Origin of the sequence: Cellulophaga baltica (genome assembly GCF_900102165.1) — a bacterium.
Classification (GTDB): domain Bacteria; phylum Bacteroidota; class Bacteroidia; order Flavobacteriales; family Flavobacteriaceae; genus Cellulophaga; species Cellulophaga baltica.
The window spans coordinates 1-26,311 of the sequence record NZ_FNBD01000003.1 but is presented as its reverse complement, the minus strand read 5'-3'; the positions used below and the strand labels follow the sequence as shown (position 1 = coordinate 26,311).

Here is a 26,311-nt window from a genome sequence, read left to right as displayed (position 1 = left end):
TCTATTTTTGCCGCATGGCAAATCAAGAAGACAAATTTAAAAAAGTAATATCGCATGCTAAGGAGTATGGATATGTTTTTCAATCTAGTGAAATTTACGATGGTTTAAGTGCGGTTTATGACTATGCTCAGAACGGTGCGGAACTAAAAAAGAACATTCGAGAATATTGGTGGAAAGCCATGGTTCAAATGAATGATAATATTGTAGGGCTAGATTCTGCTATTTTCATGCATCCAACGGTTTGGAAAGCTTCAGGTCACGTAGATGCCTTCAATGATCCATTGATAGATAATAAAGATTCTAAAAAGAGATATCGGGCAGATGTTTTAGTAGAAGATTACACTGCTAAGATTGAAGCTAAAATAGATAAGGAAGTAGCTAAAGCAGCAAAACGCTTTGGAGATACTTTTGATAAAGATCAATTTCTAGCCACCAATCAACGTGTTGTAGATTATCAAGAAAAGATAAATACTATATTAAAACGTTTGGGTAAATCATTAGAAAATGAAGATTTAGTAGATGTTCGTAATTTAATTGATGAGTTAGATATAGTTTGCCCTATCTCTGGTTCAAAGAACTGGACAGATGTTAAGCAGTTTAACTTAATGTTTGGTACCAAATTAGGAGCATCTGCAGATAGTGCTATGGACTTATACCTAAGGCCAGAAACAGCACAAGGTATTTTTGTAAACTTTTTAAACGTTCAGAAAACAGGACGTATGAAAATTCCTTTCGGAATTGCACAGGTTGGGAAAGCTTTTCGTAATGAAATTGTAGCACGTCAGTTTATTTTTCGACAACGAGAGTTTGAGCAAATGGAAATGCAATTTTTTATACAACCAGGTACGCAACAAGAATGGTATGAAAAGTGGAAAGAAAACCGTATGAAATGGCACCTTTCTTTGGGTATGGGGCAAGACAATTACCGTTTTCATGATCATGAAAAATTAGCACACTACGCGGATGCTGCTGCAGATATCGAATTTAAATTTCCATTTGGATTTAAAGAATTAGAAGGGATTCATTCAAGAACTGATTTTGATTTATCGCAGCACGAGAAATTCTCTGGTAAGAAATTGCAGTATTTTGATAACGATTTAAAAAAGAATTACGTTCCTTACGTGGTAGAAACTTCTATTGGTTTAGACCGTATGTTCTTAGCTGTTTTCTCTAATTCTCTAGAGGAAGAAGAATTAGAAAACGGAACAACAAGAACCGTATTGAAACTTCCTGCTGTTTTAGCTCCAACAAAAGCAGCGGTATTTCCTCTGTTGAAAAAAGACGGACTTCCAGAATTAGCTCATGAAATTATTGATGAATTAAAGTGGGAGTTTAATGTGTTTTATGATGAAAAAGATGCCGTCGGAAAACGTTATAGAAGACAAGATGCTAATGGGACACCATTTTGTATTACAGTAGATCATCAATCTTTAGAAGACAAAACAGTTACTATTCGTCATAGAGATACGATGGAGCAGGAAAGAGTGGCTATTGAAGATTTAAAAACCATCATAGGTAAAGCGGTAGCTATGAAAGAATGGTTGATGAAAATGCAATAATATTTTTTAATGATATTTTAAGGGTCTAGAATTTTTAATTCTAGACCCTTTTTTTGTGCCTTAAGAATTATTTACAATCTAGTAATAGAAAATGTAAAACATTTAACCGCTATTTTTTGTATTTTCATTGAGAATCAGAAACTTAATTGCAATATAGTTTTTATCTATTAAAAAAATATATTCAATAGATAAACATGTGGTACTTTAGCTTTTGTTACGATAGAAAATCAAAAAAAACAGTTTTATAATGGAAAATAATGCTAATTCAGGGAGCGCTCCCCAAGGTAAAAACTTCGACATTAATGAAAGTTCGGCAAAATGCCCTTTTTTAAGTGGCACAAATAAACATACAGCAGGTGGTGGTGTAGAAAATAGAGACTGGTGGCCAAATGAGCTAAAGCTTAATATTTTACGTCAAAATGCTACAAAATCTAATCCTATGGGAGAAGATTTTAATTATGCAGAAGCCTTTGCTAGTCTAGATTTTGCAGCACTTAAAAAAGATGTCACAGATTTAATGACAGATTCACAAGATTGGTGGCCGGCAGATTATGGTCATTATGGAGGATTAATGATTCGTATGGCTTGGCATAGTGCAGGCACCTATAGAGTTGGAGACGGACGCGGTGGAGCAGGAGCTGGTAACCAAAGATTTGCACCTATTAATAGTTGGCCAGATAATGGTAACTTAGATAAGGCACGTTTATTATTATGGCCTATAAAACAAAAATATGGTAACAAAATTTCCTGGGCAGATTTAATGATTCTTGCTGGTAACTGCGCTTTAGAATCTATGGGCTTTCCTACATTTGGTTTTGCGGGTGGTCGTGAAGATGTTTGGGAGCCAGAGCAAGATGTATACTGGGGTAGTGAAACAGAATGGGGAGCAAATGAAGAACGTTATAAAGAAGGAGATTTAGAAGATCCTTTAGCAGCGGTTATGATGGGGTGGATTTATGTGAACCCAGAAGGGCCAAACGGAAACCCAGACCCTTTAGGTTCTGCACATGATGTAAGAGAGACCTTTGGAAGAATGGCAATGGATGATGAAGAAACGGTAGCGTTAGTGGCTGGAGGGCATACCTTTGGTAAAGCACACGGAGCTGCAGATCCAAATGAATATGTTGGAAAAGAGCCACATGGAGCACCTATTGAAGAGATGAGCACCGGTTGGAAAAATAGTTTTGGAACAGGGGTTTTAGATGATACTATTACGAGTGGTATCGAAGGAGCATGGACACCAAACCCTATACAATGGGATGCTGATTATTTTGATGTTTTGTTAAATTATGATTGGGAATTAACTAAAAGTCCGGCAGGAGCACATCAATGGAAACCAACAGCGGCCTCTAATGCTAAAAGAGCTCCAAAGGCAGGAGATGCTAATGGAAGACAAGATTTAATGATGACTACTGCGGATATTGCTTTAAAAGTAGATCCGGCATATTTAGAAATATCAAAACGTTTTCATGCGGATCATCAAGCATTTGAGGATGCATTTGCACGCGCTTGGTACAAATTAACACATCGTGATCTGGGACCAATATCTCGTTATTTAGGACCGGAAGTGCCTAAAGAAGAATTATTGTGGCAAGACCCTATTCCTGCTGTTAATTATACTTTGAGTGATGCAGACCTTTCTACATTAGAAGGTATGATTTTAGATTCAGGATTAACCATCTCACAATTGGTAACTACAGCTTGGGCTTCTGCATCTTCATTTAGAGGATCTGATAAAAGAGGTGGCGCAAATGGTGCTCGTATTAGTTTGGAACCACAAAGAAGCTGGGAAGTAAACAATCCATCGGAACTACAAAAAGTACTAACGGTTTTAGAAGGTATTAAAGCCGATTTTAAAGGAGAGATTTCAATAGCCGATTTAATTGTATTAGCAGGAAATGTAGGGGTAGAACAAGCCGTTAAGAATGCAGGATACACTACTAAAGTGCAATTTACAGCAGGTAGAGGAGACGCTACGCAAGAACAAACTGATATTGAAGGATTTAATTACCTGAAACCTTTAGCGGATGGTTTTAGAAATTACATGAAACCTGGTTTGAAAATAGCGGCAGAAGATTTGTTAATTGATAAAGCAAATTTACTGACTTTATCAGTTCCAGAAATGACAGTTTTAGTGGGAGGTCTACGTGTGCTAGGAGCCAACTATGATGGTTCTAACCATGGAGTCTTTACAGATAATAGAGGAAGTTTAACAAATGATTTCTTTAAAAACATTTTAGACTTCACCTATACATGGAAAGCAACTTCTAATGATGATAGCTTATTTGAAGGTCGTAATCGTAAAACAAATGAAGTAGTTTTTACGGGAACGCGTGCCGATTTAATTTTTGGTTCTAATACGGAATTAAGATCAATTGCAGAAGTATATGGTGCAAGTGATGGCCAAGATCGTTTAGTGAAAGATTTTGTTGCAGCTTGGACGAAAGTGATGAATTTAGATCGTTATGATTTGAAAAAATAATAACGTAATAAACTTTATATATAAGGTGGTCTAGAAATAGACCACCTTTTTTTATTGCGATATAGTGTAAATGATACTGTCAAGTGTAATAGATTCAATTCTTCCTGGACTTTATTTCTACATGATTTTTATACGTAACAATTTCTGCAACAGATTGGTCCTTATTATAAAAGATGGTGTCACCATTTAATTGACCATTTTTCCAATCTGATTTTGATTTGAGCTCCCCTGTATCATAATATTCAAGGGTAGTGCCTTCTTGTGCGCCATCTTTCCATTTTGCAATAATTTTTGCCTGTCCATTATCATAATATTCGGTACACTTTCCAAATTGTTTTCCACCATAACTGCCACAGCGGTCTCCCATCGCAAATGCTGCTCCAATTTTCTTATAACCTTCAAATAACTTATTTGGTTTTAATTTGGCTTCGATGACCTCACCATCTGCTTTTATTTCTACGAACTTTACTAAAACGTGGTTAGCATCATAACTGTAGTTATAGGCTTCATAAATGGCAGAGGATCCTGCGTAATAACCATATCCATTGTAATAATTTGTCCTCCCTACCTCTTTTTGTCCTACCCCGTGTCCTACAAATTCCAAATTACATTGAATATAGTATTTTCCAGGTCTCATTTTGTAAAAAGTAAAATTCCCGTTTTGATCAGTTTCTGCTTCAAGACGATAACTAAAAGCTTTTTCAGTCATAATTACGCGGCCAGAACCACCAATAACTTTTTGTAGTTTGGAAACTTCTATTAAGTATTCGGTTACGGGAAATAGGAGCACTTTAGTGTGTTCTTTGGCTTTATGCTTCTCTCTTCCGGTATAGACTTGGTTAGTTTCAAAAGTAAATGCACTCCCAGTTATGGTACCATTACCTTCCGTTAATTTTGCAGTGGCATCTTTTTCATCGAACCAAACTTGCGGATATAATACATTCTCTTGGGCTACTAGTTTCTGAGAAACGTTAGTAAAGAAGAAAATTGAATACAAAAGTGAAGCAACTATTTTCATAAAAATTAAATACAATATTATAGTATCTAATGTACTGAATAGCTTTGATTTATAATTAAAAAATAATCACATTTTTTAATCTATGAAAGATGCATTTGTTTATGGTGTAATGCACTACGTTATTTTTTTGGGTTAGTTTTCTTTGTTATAATTTAACCAATTCTACGCGCCTGTTTTTTGCTTTGCTTTCTTCGGAATTATTAGGTGAAAGTGGGTTGCTAGCACCAAAACCTTTTGCTTGTAAGCGGTGAATAGCAATACCTTTAGCTGCTAGGGCATACATGACAGTGTTTGCTCTATCCATAGATAGTTGTTTATTTCTCTCCACATCTCCACTTGAATCAGTATGCCCTTCAATAGATAACTTTAAATTATTGTTTTCATTTAATAAGGTGAATATTTCAGCAACCAATTTTTCGCCATCTGGTTTTAAAGTTGCTTTATCCGTGTCAAAATTGATGTTTAGAATTGCCTTTCCTGTTTTGTCAATGTCAGATTTTATTTCACGAGCAGTTGGGGCTTTTATGGTTTGATTAAAAGCTTCTAGTTCAACAACGCCAACTTCAGCGCGGGCAGAATTACTCCATACCTGGAAAATTATTTTTCCGTTTGAATGATTCAGCACATAGTGCTTTACAGGCGAACTATTATAGGGGTCTCCTTGAATATAGTTAAAAACAGTCTTATCATCTTTTTTATTTAGGTCCTCAATTTTCTCTCGAGGAATTTGACCTTCAAAAATTAAGTGTGCCCCGATACTTGCTAAATACTGCTCCATACTTTGGTCAAATTTGTACTGATTAAATTCGGTATTAGGATCAGTCATAGCAAAGTCCAGTTCTGCCTTTTTTCCTTCAGCATTGAAAAAGTTAGTGCCTGTATAGGTTATTAATTTGTTGAAATTAGAATATTTAGTCATTCCATTTTCTGCAATTTCGTTATGTCCATCCTTCCAAATGATAAAATTTTCAGGTGCAGTTATATATGGAAATTCGCCAATTTCAGTATTGGAAACTGGAATCGGAGACCAGTCAAAATCTGTAAACGCTGCTTGGGTATTATTTATCTCTACAGTTTGTAGTTCAGGTGTTTCTATTTGTACTTCTATTTCTTTCTCTGTTTTCTTATCGCTTTTACAAGACAGTAGGACAAGATTTAATGCAGCTATAAATAATAGTTTTCTCATCAGTGTTCCAAGTTATAATTATCTGCTAAAATTATTTTTTTAGGGATTTATAAACTCGATGAAAAGTTACATACTTAGTGGGTAAGAAAAAGGTTAAGAAATTTTAAAGTTTGTGTTGTGAACTCGTAAGATTTTAAAATCGAAATCCTATAGAAAGTCCAGCTCTGTACATAAAAGTGTTTTGATATTCTTGAGGGTTCACATTCCGACCTAAGCCAGCATTGAACTCTAGCGTGAACTTCTGACTACGGGTTGCAAATTTGTGGCCTATACCTATACCGATTGCGGTAGTGTTGTAGCGATGGTTTAGAGTGCTACCCGTAAATTCAGGATCATCAATTTCTCCAGAATAATACAATCCAAATGCTTCAGCAAAAAAGCCACTACGTGGTGCATAACCAAAATAGGCCCTAAAATTTGGACCTATTCCAAAGTTTCCATTGTAATTCAATGGCGTATTATCAAAATACAAGGTGCCGCCAATACTGGTATCTTCATTTAAATAATATTCATAACTGCCTTCTACCGTGGTGGAGGCTAAAAACAGACCAATATTAAATTTCAATTCATGGTTTTGATTGTAGGTTCTATATGCTTGTGCGGAAACCAACCCGCTACTTAAAACAAGCAGTGCTACTAATATTTTTTTCATTTGAATAGTATTTGGGGATTAAAAATCAATTAGCATACCAGAAATTAAAACCTTAGAAATAGATAGCCTTTTAAATGGCTTCAAGCTTGCTTGTTATGGAGAACATTATGTATTTTCGGCAATCAATAAGATTCATAAAATAAATCCTTCAGGAGAAAAATAGCTACAGATGAAAATTGTTTCGTACAACGTAAATGGAATTAGAGCAGCGATAAATAAAGGTTTTATAGATTGGTTAAAAGCCGTAAATCCAGATGTGGTTTGTTTGCAGGAGATTAAAGCAATGGAGGAACAACTAGATCTAAACTTGTTTGAAGACGTGGGATACTCGTATAATTATTGGTATAGCGCACAGAAGAAAGGGTATAGTGGGGTCGCTATTTTATCTAAAATAAAGCCCAATAATGTGGTGTACGGTACAGGTATAGATTATATGGATTTTGAAGGCCGAAATATTCGTGCAGACTATGATGGTGTATCTGTTATGAGTATGTATTTACCTTCTGGCACCAATATGGATCGCTTGGATTTTAAATTGAAATACATGGCCGATTTTCAAGAATATGTTACAAAATTAAAGGAGGAGCATCCTAATTTAATAATTCTTGGGGACTATAATATTTGCCACAAGGCCATAGATATTCATAATCCTGTGGGCTTAAAAAACACTTCTGGTTTCTTGCCTGTAGAGCGAGAATGGATAGGCACTTTTATAAATAGTGGTTTTATTGATAGTTTCCGGTATTTTAATGATGAGCCAGATAATTATACGTGGTGGAGTTATAGGGCAAATGCTAGAAACAATAATAAGGGATGGCGTTTAGATTACGCCTTAGTAAGTGAGCCTTTAGAAGAGCGCTTACAAAGAGCTGTAATTTTAGCAGAAGCAAGGCATAGTGATCATTGTCCTATTTTAGTCGAATTGAGTTAATTTTTATTTCAATAGGAAAGAAATAGGCAGTTGATATGCGTATTTTTGGTTTTTAAATTTTTTCAACTCATTTGTTATGCTTTATACTAAATTACCACATACCGATATAGAAGTTAGTAAGATTTCCTTAGGAACAATGACTTGGGGAAACCAAAATACAGAAGCTGAGGGTCATGAGCAAATGGATTATGCCGTATCTCAAGGGGTTAATTTTTTTGACACTGCAGAATTGTACCCTATTCCTGCGCATCCAGATCGCAAATCGGCAACGGAAAAGATAATAGGTACTTGGTTTGAAAAAAATAAAAATCGCGATAAAATTATCCTAGGATCAAAAATTGCTGGGAGAGCAGAATTTACAAAATTTATACGGACTACGGGTTTTGATAGGCCATCGCTTATTGAAGCGGTAGAGGACAGTTTGGAACGTTTAAAGACTGATTATATAGATTTATACCAATTGCATTGGCCAGAACGAAATACCAATTATTTTGGTAAACGTGGCTATACCCATGATGCAGCAGATTTTTGGGAAGATAATTTTCATCAAGTTCTAGAAACATTACGTGATTTAAAACAAGAAGGGAAAATAAGAGAAATAGGTATATCTAATGAAACTCCTTGGGGCGCTATGCGCTATTTGGAAGAAAGTAAGGTGCATATTACTTTACCTAGAATGATCACGATTCAGAATGCATATAGTTTATTGAACAGACAGTTTGAAACTGGATTATCAGAAATAGCACATCGTGAGAATCTTGGCCTTTTAGCATATTCTCCATTAGGATTTGGAGTTTTAAGTGGTAAATATTTAGGCGATAGACTGCCAGATAATTCTCGATTAAAACTTTTTCCTAACTACAATAGATACAGTGGAAAAACTGCAATAGCAGCCACACAAAAATATTATGAGTTGGCACAAGATAATGATTTGTCCTTAGCGCAAATGTCTTTAGCTTTTGTGAATACGAGACCTTTTCTAACAAGCAATATTATTGGGGCAACGAGTATGCGTCAATTGGAAGAAAATATAGCGAGTATTAATGTGGAGTTAAGTGCGGATGTTTTAGAAGGTATTGAGAAAATTCATAATGAATTCCCGAACCCAGCACCTTAATTTATCCAAATAAATAGTTGGCTACATCTTCAATTTTTGCTACAAGTTGAATGTTTATCTGTGTATTTTTTAGACTAATTTTATTGTTCTTGGAAACGAAAATAGTGTCAAATCCTAATTTTTCGGCTTCCGTGATGCGTTGTTCTACGCGTTGTACAGGGCGTATTTCGCCAGCTAATCCAACTTCGGCAGCAAAACATACTCCTTTTTCTATGGCAATATCTTCATTGCTGGAAAGTATAGCGGCAATTACGGCCAAATCAATGGCAGGATCGTCTACGGAAATACCTCCAGTAATGTTTAAGAATACATCTTTTGCGGCTAATTTAAATCCAGCACGCTTTTCTAATACAGCTAAAAGCATGTTTAAACGTTTGGCATTATAACCCGTTGTAGAACGTTGAGGTGTACCGTAAACAGCAGTACTTACCAAAGCTTGTATTTCTATCATAAGAGGGCGCATGCCTTCTACAGTAGATGCTATTGCGGTACCACTTAAGCCTTCGTCATTTTTAGAAATTAGAATTTCAGACGGATTGTTCACTTCACGCAAACCACTGCCTTGCATTTCATAAATTCCCAGTTCAGAGGTAGAGCCAAACCTATTTTTTAAGGAGCGTAAAATGCGGTATACATAATTCCGATCGCCTTCAAATTGAAGCACACTATCTACCATGTGTTCTAAAATTTTTGGACCGGCAATAGAACCATCTTTGGTAATATGGCCAATTAAAATCACGGGAGTATTGGTTTCTTTGGCAAATTTAATAAGCTCTGCAGTACATTCTCTAATTTGAGAAATACTTCCGGCGGCAGATTCAATATGATCAGAATGTAGCGTCTGTATGGAATCAATCACGACAATATCAGGCTCGGTATCTTCTATCTGCTTAAAGATATTTTGAGTTTTTGTTTCTGTAAGAATAAAGCAAGTATCGCTATTGGGGTGAATACGGTCTGCACGCATTTTTATTTGCTTCTGACTCTCTTCTCCAGATACGTATAGCGTTTTGTAAGGTAGTTTTAAGGCAATTTGAAGTAGTAATGTACTCTTTCCTATGCCAGGTTCACCACCTAAAAGTGTCAAAGAGCCAGGAACAAGACCGCCGCCTAAAACACGATTAAACTCTAGGTCAAATGTATTTAATCGTAATTCTTTCTCCGTGCTAATTTCGTTAACTCGTAAAGGCTTGGAAACTTTCTTAGTGGTATTTGTCGGAGTCTTCCAACTAGATTTTTCTTCTTTTTGGACTACTTCTTCAACAACGGTATTCCATTCTTTACAGGCGGTACATTGTCCTACCCATTTAGCATATTGTGTGCCGCAATTCTGACAAAAAAAAGCTGTTTTTGTTTTAGCCATTCCCTCTTTTAGGTTTTGGATAAAGGTAATAAATACCGTGTAATTAAATAGGGAAAATTTAAGCGTAAAAAACACTTAGAGGGATATGTAAACACTCGAAATCTATATTTAATATCCGAAATCAGCTTTTAAAGCATCAATTTTCTCTAGTGCCATGTCTTTGGTCAAGAAATCTATTTCTTCCATTCCAAACGCTTTTTCAAAAGTTCTTAGTGCTTTTTTAGGTTCACCCATTTGTTCTAGGTATTCGCCTTCAAAATAGAAACCTAACATAGTTTCTGGGTATTCTTTTTTACACAAATCGGCCAAAGGCTTTAGTGATTCAAAATCTTCTTTTTTACGAGAAGCTGCATAGATGGCCATAATATCATTTAAATCTACACTTTTTCTAAACCCAAATAATTTTTCAATCATTTCGTATTTGTTAGATAGGTAATCAAATACAGGCTCTTCAGACGTTAAAATTTGCGTTTTATATTCAGTAGGGCTAATGGGTTTAAACATCGTAAACACATCATCAAAGGCTTTCCCGATGCTGTAGGTAGCTACAGAAATATGATCTGCATCTTTATATTCGTCATAGAAATAGTGTAAATTTTCTTTTTCTATAGCTTTAATTGCCGTATTTAAAATAGGTGTTTGCGTATCTTTCTTTGCTTTTTCACCATCAGTGATCAAATGATAAAATATTGTTTTCTCCATAGCGCTTAATCGGGCCGGAACTCTTGTTTCCATTTCCGGGGCTAAGGTTGGAGATATACTTACGTAAGAATTAAAAAGAGAATCTTCTTTAAAAAGATAGTAGTTGCTAAAATTGGCTGTAATATCATACCCAACAATCATTTTAAAAGGTGCTGTATTATAGCTCGTTTCTAGATATGGAATAAGCTCCATGCCCAGAAATTCAAAAAATAGTTTAGAGCTGTCAGAGGGCAGACCAGTGGCTTCGTCAAAAGCACAATCTTGATAGCGTTCATTGTCTTTAGATTGATTCACACCTGCAATAATAGCTTCGGGCATACCATGAAATCTGCTGTAAAACTTAGCCGTGGCTACAACATTTTCAAACATATATTCAGCATCTAAAACAATAATTAACGGATACTTTTTTTCTTGGGTGTAATTTTCAGGAATGTAATATTGTACATCTCTTCTCTCTTGAAGCTTAAAAGATTCAAAAATTTCTTGAGTAACTTGTGCGTTAGATCCAAGGTATAAAAAGAAAGTCAATACGGTAAGTATGCATTTCATGACAGAAAGATTTAGGTGCTTGCGTTATTATTTTCTGTTTAATAACGGTAATACAAGAAAAGATATTGCACCAAAAACAACAACCATTAAAGTTTGTGAAATCCACATGATCCAACCAAATGCATCTCCCGATACGCTACTGATTCCAAAAATGGCTAAAGCACTACTTACTACAATAGGGTAAAGCCCTATACCCCCGTTAGTTGCTGTCATAGCAAAGGCACCAAAAACAAAGGCTACAAGAAGTTGGCTGATGGTTAAAGTTATGGTTTCTGGAACGGTAAATTTGATCACCCAAAACATAGAAATGTAGATAAACCATATAAATAGAGTATGGAATATAAACGCCCATTTATGCTTCATTTTAAAAATACTAGTAACTCCTTGAAGTAATCCTAGTCCAAAGTTTTTAATTTTTAAAAGAAAAGGGTTTGATGATTTTTTTAAAAAGAAAAATGCAAGTCCAGCAAGAACTATACCGGCGCCTAAAACTAATAATAGTTTATTTAAATTAAAGCCTTTCTCTTCAAAAAAAGCTAATATGATATCTGTTTGAAGAAAGAAAGTAATAGCAATGATGGAAAGTAGCATAATTAAATCTACTACTCGTTCCGTAACAATAGTGCCAAACCCTTTTTCAAAAGGGACATTCTCATAAGTACTTAAGGCCGTGGCTCTAAGGATTTCTCCAGACCTAGGAATTCCTAGATTCGCAAAATAGGAGGTGAGAATGATAAAAATATTGTTTGCTATTTTGGGCTTATAGCCTAGCGGTTCTAAAAGATAGTTCCACCGTATGGCTCTCGAAACATGGCTTAAAATTCCCATTAAAACAGAAATACCTACCCAAAATAAATCAGCTTCTTTTATGTAAAAAATAATTTGAGCTCTATCTTCTTCTGATGTAGCATTATAGGAATACCAAACTAAAAAAACTCCCAAGCCAATTGGGAGTACTGTTTTTAGTGTTTTTTTTAAAGATTTCTTCAAGAGATTAATTCAGTAAGTTAGTCTCCTCGTTAGGAAATACTAATGACGGATTAAACGTCTTTGCTTCTTCAATATCCATTTGTCCGTACGTGATAAGGATTAGAATGTCTCCTACGGCTACTTTTCTGGAAGCTGCGCCATTTAGAGTTATTTCCCCGCTCTTTCTAGGTCCAGGAATAGCATAAGTCTCTAAACGCTCTCCATTGTTATTATTCACAATCTGAACTTTCTCTCCTCTTATGATATTTGCAGCATCCATTAAATCTTCGTCAATGGTGATGCTCCCTATGTAGTTAAGGTCTGCTCCGGTAACTTTTACACGGTGTATTTTAGATTTTACAACTTCTATTTGCATGGTACAAAGATAATAATTTACAAAGCAATGTTATCAATTAGTCGAATGTCATCAACAAAAACTGCAATAAACGCTCTGTATTTTTTGTTATTTAATTTTTCTGTTACAGATTTTAGCGTATCAATATCAGCAATTTGAAAATATTCTAAGGATAAGAATTCATTATTTTCGAACTGATTTTCTACCCATTCTACTACTTGTATTGCATTTTTTGTGCCAAACATTTCTTTGGCATCTTTAAGTGTTTTGTAGATAAAAGCAGCCTCTTTGCGCATCGGTGTAGAAAGTCTTTCGTTTCTTGAGCTCATCGCTAATCCACTTTCTTCGCGAACAATTGGGCAGCCAATAATTTCAACAGGAATAGCTTTTATCTGAATGAGTTTTTTAATAATTTGTAATTGCTGAAAATCTTTTTCTCCAAAATAGGCTTTATTGGGAGCAATACTGGTTAGAAGCTCTTCAACAATAGTGCCTACGCCATTAAAATGGTTGTCTCTAAACTCTCCTTCCATGACAGTGTCAAGCCCTTGAAAGTCGTAAATTTCTGCAGAAACGTTATTTTGATAGATTTCTTCAACAGAAGGAGTGTAAACAATGATGTTATTTGACACTGTTTTGATCAAATTTAAATCGTTTTCTAAAGTTTTTGGATACTTTTCGAGGTCATTTTGGTTATTAAACTGCGTTGGGTTCACAAAAATGCTCACAACTACCTGATCATTTTCTTTTGACGCTTTTTCAATTAAAGAAAGATGGCCAGAGTGCAAAGCGCCCATGGTTGGTACAAGTCCCAGCGATTTTGAATCTGAAATAAATGCTGACAAATTGTCTTTTAACTCCTTTTTAGTCTCTATTACTAACATTTGTTTGTATTTAACAACCCGCAAACTTATATAATTACTGCTAATCTGCATAATTTTTGTAATTTTGCACTCACGCCAATAAAAAAAATAAAAAATAGCTTTTATGGATGGTAAAAAGATATTGTTTGTATCTTCTGAATTAGTACCTTACTTGCCGGAGAACGAGGTTTCACTGATGTCATACGAAACACCTAAAATGGTAAATAGCAATGGAGGTCAAATACGAATCTTTATGCCGAGGTATGGTAATATCAATGAGAGACGTCATCAACTGCATGAGGTAATACGTTTGTCAGGGATGAATCTAGTCATCAATGATATGGATATGCCTTTAATTATTAAAGTAGCTTCTATACCTAAAGAACGTATACAGGTTTACTTTATTGATAACGAGGAATACTTTAAAAGAAAAGCAACTTTTGCTGATGAAAACGGAACTCTTTTTCCGGATAACGATGAACGCGCCATCTTTTTTGCAAAAGGGATCGTAGAAACAGTTAAAAAATTAAACTGGTCTCCAGATATTATCCATGTACACGGATGGATGGCTTCATTAGTGCCGTTGTATTTGAAAAAATATTATGCAGATGAGCCTTTATTTTCAGAGAGTAAAGTGGTTACTTCTGTTTATTCTAAAGGATTTGAGGAAGAATTAAATCCGGACATTGTTAAGAAGATAGAATTTGATGGTATTCCAAGTGATGCTATCCCTACGCTTGCAAAGCCAGACTATAATAATTTGTTAAAAGTAGCGGTGGATTATTCAGATGCTGTTATTTTAGCGTCAGAGGAAATTTCGGAGGACTTAAGTACGCATATTACAAACCTTCAAAAACCAGTACTTCCGTACGTTCCTTTTCATGAGTTTGAAGAAGCTTATGCAAATTTTTATAACACTGAAGTTCTAAAGTGAATTACATGACATTTATTAAAAAAATAAGCTTTTCTGTTGTTGCAGGATTAGTGGTAGCTGGGTTATTTTCATCTTGTGAAGATGAGGTTACAACCATAGGTTCAGGCGTTATTGCGGGTGAACCATTTGGAACAGGCAAAGCTGTTTTTGATGTTTTTGCTTACAATAATAAAATTAATACGGTAAAGTCTAACCGGTTGCCTATCTATCAATTAGGAAACCTTAACGACCCATTGTACGGTAAAACTACCGCAACAATAACTTCTCAACTACAGCTTTCTACTGTGGCGCCAACTTTTGGCACCTATACACAGGCTACGGAAGACGTAGCAGTATCAGATACAATACCAGCAACCATTGTAGAGAATGAAACAGTAAAGAGTGTTTATCTTTATATTCCTTATTTGCAAGATGTAAAGGATACAGATGGTGATGGGGTTCCGGATGATTTGGATGTTGATGCATCGGATGCTAATAGTGATACAGATGGAGACGGAATTTCGGATAACCAAGAACGAATTTCTGGGTTAAATCCGCTAAGTAATGATACAGATAATGATGGAATTTTAGATGCTGAAGATGGTGAGAATGGCCTGGCAGCATATCCTAAGAAATTTATTTTAGATAGTATATATGGTTCTGGAAAAGCAAATCCATTTCACTTAAAAGTACAGCGTTCTACTTATTTTTTAAGAGATTTAAATCCTGATACAAACTTTGAGGATTCACAAGATTTTTATTCAGATCATGATTTTACGCCTTTTCTTACAGATGTTTTGTTTGAGGGCACAGAAACGGTTCGTGATACAGAAATTATAACCTATAATGAGGATGATCCTGATACGGAAGATGTAGATGAAGAGGGTACTGTAGATCAAACTATTGGTGCAGGTATATGGGTGCCTTTGGATAACCAGTTTTTTCAAGAAAATATTTTGGATAAAGAAGGTTCTCAAGAACTTTTAAATAATACAAATTTTAAAAATTTCTTACGAGGTATTCATGTTTCTATTGATGCTGCTGATGATATTTTTATGTTGTTGAATTTAGCAGGGGCAAATATTACCATTACCTATACTCACGACTCTATTGATACAAACGGCACTGCTACAGACGAATCCGATGATGAGAGTGTGGTTTTGGAGAAACGATTTGTAATTAATCTGGTTACAGGTGATGGCATATCAACAGCTATTACAGGGAATGCAGTAAATACTTTTATTAATGAAGAGTATTCTCCAGAGGTCTTAGAAGCATTGAGTTCAACCGAAAATGCAGAGAAAATTTATCTAAAAGGTGGGGCAGGTACCTACACGCAGCTTAAGTTATTTGCAGAAGAAACGGCATTGAGTACAAGCGTTATTAGCCAGATAAAAGCTAATAATTGGATTATTAATGAGGCTAATTTAGTGTTCTATGTAGATAGAACTAGTTTAGATGCTGCTCCAGGGGTAATAGAGCCTATGCGTCTTTATCTGTATAACGCTGAAACAAATGAAGTCTTATATAATACCGTAACAGAATTTAGTGTTTCTAACCCAACAGCATTATCTGTATTTCCTTTTTATGATGGCGTGTTGCAAAAAGAAAGTGAGAAAGGAATTAAATATAAGATCCGAATTACAGATTACATCAATAGATTAATTAGTGGCGACTTATCTATTGCTACACTTGGTTTATCTGTTACTTCAGATATTAGAGTAGTGAGCATAGGGAGTGCAAAATTAGAAACTTCTGAAGTTAAAATTCCGATAATGTCAACTATTAACCCATTCGGTACCGTACTTTATGGTAGTAATACATCAGATCAAGAAAAGAAACTTCAATTAGAGATTTTATATACGGAAGTAGAGTAAGTAATTGCTTATAAGTATACCACTCAAAGTTTTTATTCGTTTTACGTCTATAGTTAGTTTAGAAATTGTTGCGTTATCCATAGTTTTGCGCAGAATTTTTGAGCATTAACCAAATTATTTATTTAGTATGTGTGGAATTGTAGGATATATAGGGCATCGTGATGCCTACCCAGTTATAATAAAAGGACTTCAAAGGTTAGAGTATAGAGGTTATGATAGTGCAGGAGTTGCTATTTATGACGGTTCTACTATTAACTTATGTAAGACTAAAGGAAAAGTAGAAGATCTTAAGAATAAGGCTGAAGCTGGTATGGCTTTGGGAGGGAATCTAGGAATTGGCCATACAAGATGGGCAACTCATGGGGTTCCTAATGACGTAAATTCACATCCTCATTATTCCAATTCGGGCGATTTAGTGATTATTCATAATGGAATTATAGAAAACTATGATTCTATTAAAAAGGAATTAATAAATCGTGGGTATGTTTTTCATTCAGATACGGATACTGAGGTATTGGTGAATCTTATTGAAGAGGTAAAGAAAAAAGAAAACGTCAAATTAGGTAAAGCAGTTCAGATTGCATTGAATCAAGCTGTCGGAGCATATGCTATTGCTGTTTTTGATAGAAATAAGCCAGATGAAATTGTTGTAGCTAAATTAGGTAGTCCATTGGCTATTGGAATTGGTGAAGATGAATTTTTTATCGCTTCAGATGCATCTCCTTTTATTGAGTTTACAAACAATGCAATGTATTTGGAAGATGAAGAGATGGCAATTATTCGTCTTGGAAAAGAAATTAAACTTCGTAAGATAAAAGATGATTCTGTTGTATATCCTATTATAAAGGAATTGCAATTAAACATTGAAGAAATTGAAAAAGGTGGTTACGATCACTTTATGTTGAAGGAAATTTATGAGCAGCCTAGAGCTATTCAAGATACGTACCGTGGTCGTCTTCTGGCAGATCAAGGTTTGATAAAAATGGCGGGTATTGATGATAACTTGGAAAAGTTCATGAATGCTAATAGAATTATCATTGTAGCCTGCGGTACTTCATGGCACGCAGGTCTTGTAGCAGAATATATTTTTGAAGATATTGCGAGAATACCGGTTGAGGTAGAGTATGCATCTGAGTTCAGATATAGAAATCCTGTAATTACAGATAAAGATGTATTAATAGCTATTTCTCAATCAGGAGAAACGGCAGATACCTTAGCAGCTATTAAATTAGCAAAAGAAAAAGGTGCTTTTGTTTTTGGAGTATGTAATGTAGTTGGATCTACAATTTCAAGAGAAACAGATGCTGGTGCATATACGCATGCAGGTCCTGAAATTGGAGTAGCTTCAACAAAAGCATTTACAACTCAAATTACAGTATTAAGCTTAATTGCTTTAAAATTAGCGAAAGAAAAAGGTGTGCTTTCTAAAAGTAAGTACCATGAGTTCTTAACGGAACTTGAAAACATCCCATCAAAAGTAGAAAGGGCTTTATTGTCCAATGAATTGATAGAGAAAGTAGCAGAAGTTTATAAAGATGCTACTAATTGTCTTTATTTAGGAAGAGGGTATAATTTCCCAGTAGCCCTAGAGGGTGCACTTAAGTTAAAGGAAATTAGTTATATTCATGCCGAAGGATATCCTGCTGCAGAAATGAAGCATGGTCCTATTGCACTTATTGATGAGCATATGCCGGTTTTTGTTATTGCAACCAAAAAAGGTCATTATGAAAAGGTGGTCAGTAACATTCAAGAGATTAAATCTCGAAAAGGAAAAATTATTGCTATTGTAACAGAAGGTGATGAAGCTGTTAAAGAACTTGCAGATCATGTTATTGAAGTGCCAGAAACTTTTGAAAGCTTAACGCCGTTACTAACTACAATTCCTTTACAGTTATTGTCGTACCACATTGCATTAATGAGGGGTTGTAATGTAGATCAGCCAAGAAATTTAGCAAAATCAGTTACGGTAGAATAGTAACTACATTAACATATAGGAAAAAAGGGGAAGATGGCAACATCTTCCCCTTTTTTTATGCTTTGAAATGAGGCTTTTGCACTCTCTTGTTTTACAAAATATTCAATAATTTGGGTGTCTTGTTGTCAAAATAGTACTATGCATGCATAATTTTTTTTATTTTCTTAGAAATCATATAAAAAATTCTGTATCTTCGATTTTAAACTAATTAAACTTAACTCCCTCGAATGAAAACAATAATGTATGTATTCTTCCTTTTGGTGGGAACATTGGGATTCTCTCAAACCACAGTAAAAGGAAATGTAGTAGATCAAGATGGGCAACCAATTCCTGGTTCAAATGTAGTGATCGTCGGTAAAACTGTAGGAACAGTGTCTGACTTTGATGGTAATTTTGTACTGGAAACATCAGAAGTACCCCCTTTCAAATTAAAAGTCTCAAGTATAGGCTATTCTGAAAGTACAGTGAGCATTACGGCTAATAACCAAAATGTTTCTGTTTCTTTAACGGAATCGCAAACACTTTTAGATGAAATTGTCATATCGGCTTCAAGAACACCAGAGCGTATTTTTGAATCTCCAGTAACCGTGGAGCGATTTGGGATTGAACAAATTAAAAATACAACGGCGGCCGATTTTTACGGTGGCCTGGAAAATTTAAAAGGTGTAGATGTTAACACCAACAGTTTAACATTTAAGTCTGTAAATACAAGAGGGTTTGCAACCTTTGCAAATACTAGATTCATGCAATTGGTAGATGGAATGGATAATTCTACTCCAGCATTAAATTTCCCGATTGGAAATTTAGTGGGTATGGTAGAGACAGATGTTCAAAGTGTAGAATTGCTGCCTGGGGCGTCTTCTGCGCTTTATGGTGCGAATGCCTTTAATGGTATTCTTTTTATGAGAAGTAAAAGTCCGTTTGATCATGAGGGTATTAGTGTATCTATAAAAAGAGGTATCACTTCTCAAGAAGCTTCTGGAGATAATGCTTATACTGATTTTGGAATTCGTGCAGCTCACAAATTCTCAGATAAATTTGCAATCAAAGCTAACTTCGGATATTTAAAAGGTACGGATTGGGCTGCTACAAGTGAAGTAGATAAATTTGATCCTACGAGAACAAGAGCCAACTATAATTATGATGGTATCAATGTGTATGGAGATGAAGTTTCTACAAACATTCGTTCTGCTTCTGGTTTGGGAATCATTCCAAACGTGGTGGTAAGTAGAACTGGGTATAATGAAAGCGACTTAACCAATTACAATGCAGAAAGTATTAAGGCAGATTGGGGCCTTTATTACCGTCCTATAGAAGATAGTAATCTTGAATTCTCTTACGTAGGTAAGGTGGGTACGGGAACTACGATCTATCAAGGAACTAATAGGTATAATATTAATGGGTTTTTTCAGGAACAACATAAATTAGAAATTAAAAATGATAATTTCTTTGTAAGAGGTTATTTAGTTGGTGATAAAGCTGGTGATTCTTATGATATGGTTTTTACTGGAATCAACATCAACAGATCATGGAAGTCAGATGCAGATTGGTTTGGGGATTATATTCAGACGTATGCAGGAATCGAGCTTAGTGGTAATCCTTCAGGTTTAACAGATGATCAAAAACATGCTGCGGCAAGATCAGTTGCAGATACAGGTCGTTATTTGCCTGGAACGCCAGAATTTCAATCGGCATTTGATCGCGTAATTAAAGATCCAGATTTAGCGACAGGATCTCAATTTAAAGATGCTTCTAAATATTACCATGCAGATGCTAATTATAACTTCGGACATTTAACAGATTTTGCAGAGATTCAATTGGGTGGTTCTTTTAGAAGATATAGATTAAATTCTTTTGGAACTATTTATACAGATTTTGATGGGCCTATTGGATACTCAGAGTATGGTGTTTATACACAAATTCAAAAGAAATTCGATTTTTCGGATGATAAGAGTTTAAAATTAACAGGTTCTGTACGTTATGATAAGTCGGAATTTTTCGATGGTTTCTTTTCTCCACGTATTTCTGCAGGCTACAGCTTAAACAGAGATCATAATATTAGAGCATCGGTGCAAACTGGTTTTAGAAATCCAACTACTCAAGATTTATTTATTGGATTAGATGCGGGTAGAGCAATTTTAATTGGTTCTGCGGAAGACAATTTAGATCGTTATACCAGAACATTTGCGGTTAGTGAAAGTGGTCAGTTAGATGGTAATCCAGCAGAAGTTACGCAAACAGGTGCGGTTGCTTATGGTGATACCTACTCTGCACAATCAGTAGAAACATTCAAGGTAACCAGAAATGCTGATGATTTAAGGGTGTCCAATGCAGATTTAGTAGAAGCAGAACAAGTTACTTCTTTTGAAGTAGGCTATAGAGGTAAAATAAATAAGTTAGTGGTAGATTTTAGTGCTTACTATAATAATTATAAAGATTTTATTTCGCAAGAAGTTGTAGATGCTACTTTCTATGGTGTTGCCGGTGATGGTGGTGCTTCTGTAGATGCAATTAGAAATGATGATTTTCAGCGCTATAGTGCGTATACCAACTCCGATGTAGATATTAATTCTTACGGTGCTTCATTAGGTTTGACCATGAAAGTCTTAGGAAATTATGATTTAGGAGGAAGTTATACCTTCACGAAGCAAGATTTTGATCAAGAAGCAAATCCAGATTTCATGTCTAGCTTCAATACACCAGAGCATAAGTTTAAAGCTAATTTCGGGAATGATGCCTTATTTGAAAATTTTGGTTTCAATCTTGCGTATAGATTTAGTGATGATTATTTCTGGGAAGCTACGTTTGGTAATGGTGTGGTTCCTGAGTTCCATACATTAGATGCTCAAATAAGCTATACGGTTCCAAGTATTAAATCTTCTTTCAAATTGGGAGGTACCAATATTTTAGGTGATGAATATTTCACAGCCTTTGGTACAGGATTTATAGGATCTATGTACTACTTATCTTGGACAATTAATAACTAATAAACTAAAAAATTAAGATGAAGAATATAAAATATATCCTGTTGTCTGCGGTGTCACTTACATTTTTTGCGTGTAATGATATTGAAGATGTAGATAGAGTAGAGGCAGAGTTAATGGTAGATTCCCCTGCGCTTGTAGCGGGTTCTGCAGACTTTTCTAATTTTGTTGCTGTTGGTAATTCACTAACGGCTGGTTTTACGGATAATGCATTATTTATTGCATCGCAAGAAAACTCATTGCCTAATATGTTATCTCAGAAATTTGCATTAATCGGTGGTGGAGAGTTTACGCAGCCATTGATGAATGATAATTTTGGAGGAATTGCTGTTGGTGGTAATAGAATTTTAGAACCACGCTTGGTATTTGGTGGAGCCGGTCCGGTTTCATTAGAGTCTATTATAGGGCCAGTTACTGTAAGTACAGATTTAGCTTTTAATAACCCTACGGGGCCTTTTAATAATATGGGAGTTCCTGGGGCAAAAAGTTTTCATCTATTAGCGCCTGGGTATGGCAGCTTAGCAAATCTATCGCTAGGATTAGCGAACCCATATTTTGTTCGTATGACCGGGGCAACCCCAAATGTTAGTGTGTTAGATTTAACCTTAGCACAAGCGCCAACGTTTTTTTCGTTGTGGATTGGTAATAATGATGTTCTCGGCTATGCGTTATCTGGTGGTGATGGTACAAATCCTTTAACTCCTGTAGAAGGAGCAGTAGGCGTTGGTTTTAGTGCAACTTATGCTACATTAATTGGTGCTTTAACGGCAAATGGCGCAAAAGGAGTTGTGGCTAATATACCGAATGTAACTAGTATTCCTCATTTTACTACGGTACCGTTTAGTCCTTTGAGTCCTGCTAATGAAGCATTTGGGCCTCAGATTCCAACCCTTAATGGCGTATTTGGTCAATTAAATCAGGTGTTTGCATTTTTAGAGAGCCAAGGAGTTACTGGTGCTACAGATCGTCAAATAGTTTTTTCAGAAACCGCGGCTAGTGCAGTGGTGGTTAAAGATGAATCGTTAACGGATTTATCTGCACAGATTGCAGCAGTGCTAAGTGCTAGTGATACATTTCCTGTATTTGTACAGTCTTTTGGTTTGCCAGCGCAGGCAGCGCCATTAGTAGCAAATCTATTTGGTACTATATATGGTCAAGCAAGGCAAGCAACTGCTGAAGATTTATTAGTGTTACCTAGTTCTTCAATAATAGGTACAGTAAATACAGATTCGGTTGCATTCTTACAATCGCAAGGTTTGTCAGAAGCTTTGGCTACACAGTTTTCTTTAGAAGGTATAACCATGCCTTTGGCAGATAAATGGGTGTTACTACCTAGTGAACAAGAAGAAATAGCAGTAGCAGTGAGTGCTTTTAATGATATTATAGCGGCAAATGCTAGCCAAGCAGGCTTAGCGCTTGTAGATGTAAATAGTATCTTAAGTGAATTGGCTACTTCAGGTATTGCAACGGGAGACTTCATATTAAAGTCTAACTTGGCTACAGGTGGTGCCTTTTCTTTAGATGGTGTTCATCCAACAGCTAGAGGGTATTCATTTTTAGCGAATGAATTCATGAAAGCTATTGATGTAACATATGGTTCTAACTTCGAAGCTTCGGGTTCTTTGTTAAGCCCTTCAGATTATCCAACAAACTATGCTGCTGGTTTACAGTAGGTATAGCATAAATAATAGTAAAAAAAAGCATCTTTTTAAGGGTGCTTTTTTTATGTTCATAAAAAAGAAAAAAACAATTTCTATTTAAAAGTTAAAAACATATCTTTGCAGCCTGAAAAACACAGGAAGCTAAAACATAGCGGATTGTATTTCTCACACGCTTTAATTCTAAACATAAATACTTAGGTAATGTCTAAAGTTACAGGTAAAGTTTCCCAAATAATCGGGCCGGTTGTTGATGTTGAATTTCAATCAGGTTCTGAACTTCCAAAAATCTATGATTCTCTAGAGATCAAGAAAAAGGATGGTTCTCTTTTAGTATTAGAAGTTCAATCTCACATTGGTGAAAATTCCGTTAGAACTATTTCTATGGATTCTACTGATGGTTTAAGTAGAGGAACCGAAGTTGTTGCTACAGGTAGTGCAATACAAATGCCAGTTGGTGATGATGTATACGGCCGTTTGTTCAACGTAATCGGAGATGCTATTGATGGTCTTGGAGATTTACCTAAAGCAGGTAAAGATGGTCTTCCAATTCACAGAGAAGCTCCAAAATTCGAAGATTTATCAACATCTACTGAAGTACTTTTTACAGGTATCAAAGTAATCGATTTAATTGAGCCTTATGCTAAAGGTGGTAAAATTGGTTTATTCGGTGGTGCAGGTGTAGGTAAAACAGTATTAATCCAAGAGCTTATTAACAACATTGCAAAAGGTCATGGTGGTCTTTCCGTATTTGCTGGGGTAGGGGAGCGTACTCGTGAGGGTAATGATTTACTTCGTGAGATGTTAGAATCAGGGATTATAAAATACGGTGATGATTTCATGCACTCTATGGAAGAAGGTGGATGGGATTTATCTAAAGTAGATAAAAACTTAATGAAAGAATCAAAAGCGACTTTCGTTTTTGGTCAGATGAATGAGCCTCCTGGAGCACGTGCGCGTGTTGCTTTATCTGGTTTGACAATCGCAGAATATTTCCGTGATGGTGCAGGTGAAGGTCAAGGTAAGGATGTTTTATTCTTCGTAGATAATATTTTCCGTTTTACGCAAGCAGGTTCAGAGGTTTCGGCTCTTTTAGGTCGTATGCCTTCTGCGGTAGGGTATCAACCAACTTTGGCAACAGAGATGGGTGCCATGCAAGAGCGTATTACATCAACAAAAAGAGGTTCTATTACATCAGTACAGGCGGTTTACGTTCCTGCAGATGATTTAACAGATCCAGCACCAGCAACTACGTTCGCGCATTTAGATGCAACAACGGTACTTTCTCGTAAAATTGCAGAGTTAGGTATTTACCCAGCGGTAGATCCTTTAGATTCTACATCTAGAATTTTAACTGCAGATATTTTAGGAAAAGATCATTATGAGTGTGCTCAAAATGTAAAAGAGTTATTACAACGTTATAAAGAACTTCAAGATATTATTGCCATCTTAGGGATGGAAGAATTATCTGAAGAAGATAAATTAGCAGTAGGTAGAGCTCGTCGTGTACAACGTTTCTTATCTCAGCCTTTCCATGTAGCAGAACAGTTTACAGGACTTAAAGGGGTGTTGGTAGATATTAAAGAAACTATCAAAGGATTTAATATGATTATGGATGGTGAGTTAGATCACTTACCAGAATCTGCTTTTAACCTTAAAGGTACTATCGAAGAAGCTATTGAAGCTGGTGAGAAAATGCTAGCGGAAGCTTAAATAGAATAAAGTAGCTGGTACTAAGAAATCTTAGTGCTAGCTACAAACTACTTAATACTAAAAAGATGTATTTAGAAATCGTATCACCAGAAGCTACCTTATTTTCAGGAGAAGTTATTTCGGTAACTGTACCAGGAATAAACGGAGAGTTTCAAATGTTAGCGAATCACGCACCTATCGTTTCTTTATTGCAAGAAGGTGTTGTTAAAATTCAAGGTAACAATGTAGTTATTGCGGAGGCTTACAAAACAAAATTTTCTAAGTCGGCTACAGGAGCAATTACTTTAGTAATCTCTAGTGGTACTGTTGAAATGAAAGATAATAAAGTCATCGTTTTAGCAGATTAAGCAAAATTAAATAAATGGTCTTCTTTTATAGGAGAACAATTACACGTATTATAAAAATCCAGTGAAGTTCTCTTCGCTGGATTTTTTTTGTTTTATGGCTGTTTACCTTTATTGGTTCTAATAAGTGTTCTTGCTTTAGTCTTCAAGCTAAGGTGGGGTTAGTGGTTTGTAGCGGTAACTTCATGTGGTTCTATGCTGTATGATGACCTGTTTTCTTTTTTGTCTGTGCGTTAAGATGCTCCTGTGGTTGTATTTCATTTGTTTTTGAGTTGATATGCTTTTTTATAAATGATTTGTTTTTTGTTAGGCCTTTATGTTCCCTTTCTTTTTAAGGTTGATGTTTTGTGGGTTGTTTAGGGCTCTTATGGCTCCTTGCTTTTAATGGGTTATTTTATAGTTTGTAGATCTGCGGTTTTGTAGCTGTGGAGTGATTATGTTTCAAATTAAACATCGATTTTTTTAGCTGATGTCGGTGTATTTGTTTTCGAGTGGTCATTTAGTTATGCTTAAAAATGATGTTTGCTACTTTCTAAGAGGTTTATTTTGTTTCTAAAAAGAACTGTTAGGTAATTTTTGGTCTTTCTGTAGTAGAATTTCATGTAATCTTGAGAGCGAGGGTAAGCTTATCTAGATCTTTTTTGGTTATTTGGGTTATGGCAGTGAGGGTTCTTTCTTAAATAAGAATGCTGATTTCTGTATTTCTTTGCTATAATTTCAAAAATTAATTTGTTGTTAAGTCTTTGTTTCTAGGGTGTTATAAAAACGTCAAAAAAAAGATTGAATTTTTTTTCCAAAAACGCTTGTGGGTTTTAAAAGAGGGTGTATATTTGCAGCCGCTTAGGGAAACAACGATACTTAATTAGGCGGAGAGTAAAAGAGATAAAAAGTTCATTGACATATTGTAAGACAGCGTTTAATTACTGGAAACGGTAATTAAATAAATTGAATTAACATAATAGCTTAAAGAATATAGAGGGCTAGGATTCGGATGATTTATTGGTTGGTTAATAGATGTTATATAATATTTACAAAACAACGATGAAGAGTTTGATCCTGGCTCAGGATGAACGCTAGCGGCAGGCCTAACACATGCAAGTC

At 35.4% G+C, this 26,311-nt stretch carries 19 protein-coding genes and 1 rRNA gene; 12 read left to right on the top strand and 8 right to left on the bottom strand.

Annotated features, from left to right (window positions below; all coding sequences use genetic code 11):
* Positions 1 to 14: 14 nt before the first annotated feature.
* Together BLQ19_RS05790 and katG are read left to right on the top strand one after the other, a co-directional pair.
* A complete protein-coding gene (locus BLQ19_RS05790; protein ID WP_024482651.1) occupies positions 15 to 1,559 on the top strand; it encodes a glycine--tRNA ligase in 1,545 nt (514 codons plus the stop codon).
* 247 nt (positions 1,560 to 1,806) lie between these two features.
* The gene (gene katG / locus BLQ19_RS05785) at positions 1,807 to 4,041 is read left to right on the top strand and encodes a catalase/peroxidase HPI (RefSeq protein ID WP_074537717.1); all 2,235 of its coding nucleotides are present in this window, start codon (positions 1,807 to 1,809) and stop codon (positions 4,039 to 4,041) included.
* Between the two features lie 94 nt (positions 4,042 to 4,135).
* Here katG and BLQ19_RS05780 read toward each other — a convergent pair whose 3' ends face one another.
* The 3 genes from BLQ19_RS05780 to BLQ19_RS05770 all read right to left on the bottom strand — a co-directional run bounded on the left by BLQ19_RS05780 (position 4,136) and on the right by BLQ19_RS05770 (position 6,897).
* Positions 4,136 to 5,059 carry a toxin-antitoxin system YwqK family antitoxin gene (locus BLQ19_RS05780; protein WP_074537716.1) on the bottom strand — a complete coding sequence of 308 codons (924 nt, stop codon included), beginning with the start codon at positions 5,057 to 5,059 and terminating at the stop codon, positions 4,136 to 4,138.
* Between the two features lie 145 nt (positions 5,060 to 5,204).
* Positions 5,205 to 6,245: an OmpA family protein gene (locus tag BLQ19_RS05775; protein WP_025616502.1), complete on the bottom strand. Its 1,041-nt coding sequence runs from the start codon at positions 6,243 to 6,245 to the stop codon at positions 5,205 to 5,207.
* Between the two features lie 133 nt (positions 6,246 to 6,378).
* Positions 6,379 to 6,897 (bottom strand): DUF3575 domain-containing protein, encoded by a 519-nt coding sequence (locus tag BLQ19_RS05770; RefSeq protein ID WP_074537715.1) that lies wholly within the window; start codon positions 6,895 to 6,897, stop codon positions 6,379 to 6,381.
* A gap of 169 nt (positions 6,898 to 7,066) precedes the next feature.
* Here BLQ19_RS05770 and BLQ19_RS05765 point away from each other — a divergent pair, with 169 nt between their 5' ends.
* Both BLQ19_RS05765 and BLQ19_RS05760 read left to right on the top strand, forming a co-directional pair.
* The gene (locus tag BLQ19_RS05765; protein ID WP_074537714.1) at positions 7,067 to 7,828 is read left to right on the top strand and encodes an exodeoxyribonuclease III; all 762 of its coding nucleotides are present in this window, start codon (positions 7,067 to 7,069) and stop codon (positions 7,826 to 7,828) included.
* A 76-nt stretch (positions 7,829 to 7,904) separates the two neighbouring features.
* On the top strand, positions 7,905 to 8,945 hold the full coding sequence (locus BLQ19_RS05760; RefSeq protein ID WP_074537713.1) for an aldo/keto reductase: 1,041 nt from the start codon (positions 7,905 to 7,907) through the stop codon (positions 8,943 to 8,945).
* Between the two features lies 1 nt (position 8,946).
* Here the strand turns inward: BLQ19_RS05760 and radA are convergent, their stop codons facing one another.
* From radA to panC, 5 genes are all read right to left on the bottom strand, one after another.
* Positions 8,947 to 10,308, bottom strand: coding sequence for a DNA repair protein RadA (radA, locus tag BLQ19_RS05755; protein ID WP_025616507.1), 1,362 nt, complete (start codon positions 10,306 to 10,308; stop codon positions 8,947 to 8,949).
* 108 nt (positions 10,309 to 10,416) lie between these two features.
* Positions 10,417 to 11,559 (bottom strand): alpha/beta hydrolase, encoded by a 1,143-nt coding sequence (locus tag BLQ19_RS05750; RefSeq protein WP_025616510.1) that lies wholly within the window; start codon positions 11,557 to 11,559, stop codon positions 10,417 to 10,419.
* A 27-nt stretch (positions 11,560 to 11,586) separates the two neighbouring features.
* Positions 11,587 to 12,549, bottom strand: coding sequence for a lysylphosphatidylglycerol synthase transmembrane domain-containing protein (locus BLQ19_RS05745; protein WP_025616511.1), 963 nt, complete (start codon positions 12,547 to 12,549; stop codon positions 11,587 to 11,589).
* A 4-nt stretch (positions 12,550 to 12,553) separates the two neighbouring features.
* Positions 12,554 to 12,904, bottom strand: a complete 351-nt coding sequence (gene panD, locus BLQ19_RS05740; protein ID WP_024482662.1) for an aspartate 1-decarboxylase — start codon at positions 12,902 to 12,904, stop codon at positions 12,554 to 12,556.
* A gap of 17 nt (positions 12,905 to 12,921) precedes the next feature.
* Entirely contained in the window at positions 12,922 to 13,767 is an 846-nt protein-coding gene (gene panC, locus BLQ19_RS05735; protein WP_074537941.1) for a pantoate--beta-alanine ligase, read from the bottom strand.
* Between the two features lie 103 nt (positions 13,768 to 13,870).
* On the opposite strand from panC, the gene BLQ19_RS05730 reads away from it, so the two are divergent.
* The 8 genes from BLQ19_RS05730 to BLQ19_RS05695 form a co-directional block, all read left to right on the top strand.
* Entirely contained in the window at positions 13,871 to 14,680 is an 810-nt protein-coding gene (locus BLQ19_RS05730; RefSeq protein WP_024482664.1) for a glycogen/starch synthase, read from the top strand.
* Between the two features lie 5 nt (positions 14,681 to 14,685).
* A complete protein-coding gene (locus BLQ19_RS05725; protein WP_074537712.1) occupies positions 14,686 to 16,536 on the top strand; it encodes a DUF4270 domain-containing protein in 1,851 nt (616 codons plus the stop codon).
* 127 nt (positions 16,537 to 16,663) lie between these two features.
* Positions 16,664 to 18,511, top strand: a complete 1,848-nt coding sequence (gene glmS / locus BLQ19_RS05720; RefSeq protein WP_074537711.1) for a glutamine--fructose-6-phosphate transaminase (isomerizing) — start codon at positions 16,664 to 16,666, stop codon at positions 18,509 to 18,511.
* Positions 18,512 to 18,738: 227 nt separating this feature from the next.
* Positions 18,739 to 21,498, top strand: coding sequence for a TonB-dependent receptor (locus BLQ19_RS05715; protein WP_074537710.1), 2,760 nt, complete (start codon positions 18,739 to 18,741; stop codon positions 21,496 to 21,498).
* A gap of 17 nt (positions 21,499 to 21,515) precedes the next feature.
* Entirely contained in the window at positions 21,516 to 23,168 is a 1,653-nt protein-coding gene (locus BLQ19_RS05710) for an SGNH/GDSL hydrolase family protein (protein ID WP_074537709.1), read from the top strand.
* A 189-nt stretch (positions 23,169 to 23,357) separates the two neighbouring features.
* Entirely contained in the window at positions 23,358 to 24,866 is a 1,509-nt protein-coding gene (atpD, locus tag BLQ19_RS05705; RefSeq protein WP_024482669.1) for a F0F1 ATP synthase subunit beta, read from the top strand.
* A gap of 65 nt (positions 24,867 to 24,931) precedes the next feature.
* Positions 24,932 to 25,213 (top strand): F0F1 ATP synthase subunit delta/epsilon, encoded by a 282-nt coding sequence (locus tag BLQ19_RS05700; protein WP_025616516.1) that lies wholly within the window; start codon positions 24,932 to 24,934, stop codon positions 25,211 to 25,213.
* 1,035 nt (positions 25,214 to 26,248) lie between these two features.
* A 16S ribosomal RNA gene (locus BLQ19_RS05695) occupies positions 26,249 to 26,311 on the top strand; the annotation flags it as partial.

Excerpts from the sequence above, each read along its gene's own strand:
- panC (WP_074537941.1), bottom strand. The coding sequence starts at position 13,767 with ATGTTAGTAATAGAGACTAAAAAGGAGTTAAAAGACAATTTGTCAGCA.
- BLQ19_RS05780 (WP_074537716.1), bottom strand. The coding sequence starts at position 5,059 with ATGAAAATAGTTGCTTCACTTTTGTATTCAATTTTCTTCTTTACTAAC.
- BLQ19_RS05710 (WP_074537709.1), top strand. The coding sequence starts at position 21,516 with ATGAAGAATATAAAATATATCCTGTTGTCTGCGGTGTCACTTACATTT.
- BLQ19_RS05775 (WP_025616502.1), bottom strand. The coding sequence starts at position 6,245 with ATGAGAAAACTATTATTTATAGCTGCATTAAATCTTGTCCTACTGTCT.
- BLQ19_RS05725 (WP_074537712.1), top strand. The coding sequence starts at position 14,686 with ATGACATTTATTAAAAAAATAAGCTTTTCTGTTGTTGCAGGATTAGTG.
- BLQ19_RS05790 (WP_024482651.1), top strand. The coding sequence starts at position 15 with ATGGCAAATCAAGAAGACAAATTTAAAAAAGTAATATCGCATGCTAAG.
- panD (WP_024482662.1), bottom strand. The coding sequence starts at position 12,904 with ATGCAAATAGAAGTTGTAAAATCTAAAATACACCGTGTAAAAGTTACC.
- BLQ19_RS05700 (WP_025616516.1), top strand. The coding sequence starts at position 24,932 with ATGTATTTAGAAATCGTATCACCAGAAGCTACCTTATTTTCAGGAGAA.
- BLQ19_RS05760 (WP_074537713.1), top strand. The coding sequence starts at position 7,905 with ATGCTTTATACTAAATTACCACATACCGATATAGAAGTTAGTAAGATT.
- glmS (WP_074537711.1), top strand. The coding sequence starts at position 16,664 with ATGTGTGGAATTGTAGGATATATAGGGCATCGTGATGCCTACCCAGTT.
- BLQ19_RS05730 (WP_024482664.1), top strand. The coding sequence starts at position 13,871 with ATGGATGGTAAAAAGATATTGTTTGTATCTTCTGAATTAGTACCTTAC.
- BLQ19_RS05750 (WP_025616510.1), bottom strand. The coding sequence starts at position 11,559 with ATGAAATGCATACTTACCGTATTGACTTTCTTTTTATACCTTGGATCT.
- katG (WP_074537717.1), top strand. The coding sequence starts at position 1,807 with ATGGAAAATAATGCTAATTCAGGGAGCGCTCCCCAAGGTAAAAACTTC.
- BLQ19_RS05765 (WP_074537714.1), top strand. The coding sequence starts at position 7,067 with ATGAAAATTGTTTCGTACAACGTAAATGGAATTAGAGCAGCGATAAAT.
- atpD (WP_024482669.1), top strand. The coding sequence starts at position 23,358 with ATGTCTAAAGTTACAGGTAAAGTTTCCCAAATAATCGGGCCGGTTGTT.
- BLQ19_RS05770 (WP_074537715.1), bottom strand. The coding sequence starts at position 6,897 with ATGAAAAAAATATTAGTAGCACTGCTTGTTTTAAGTAGCGGGTTGGTT.
- BLQ19_RS05715 (WP_074537710.1), top strand. The coding sequence starts at position 18,739 with ATGAAAACAATAATGTATGTATTCTTCCTTTTGGTGGGAACATTGGGA.
- radA (WP_025616507.1), bottom strand. The coding sequence starts at position 10,308 with ATGGCTAAAACAAAAACAGCTTTTTTTTGTCAGAATTGCGGCACACAA.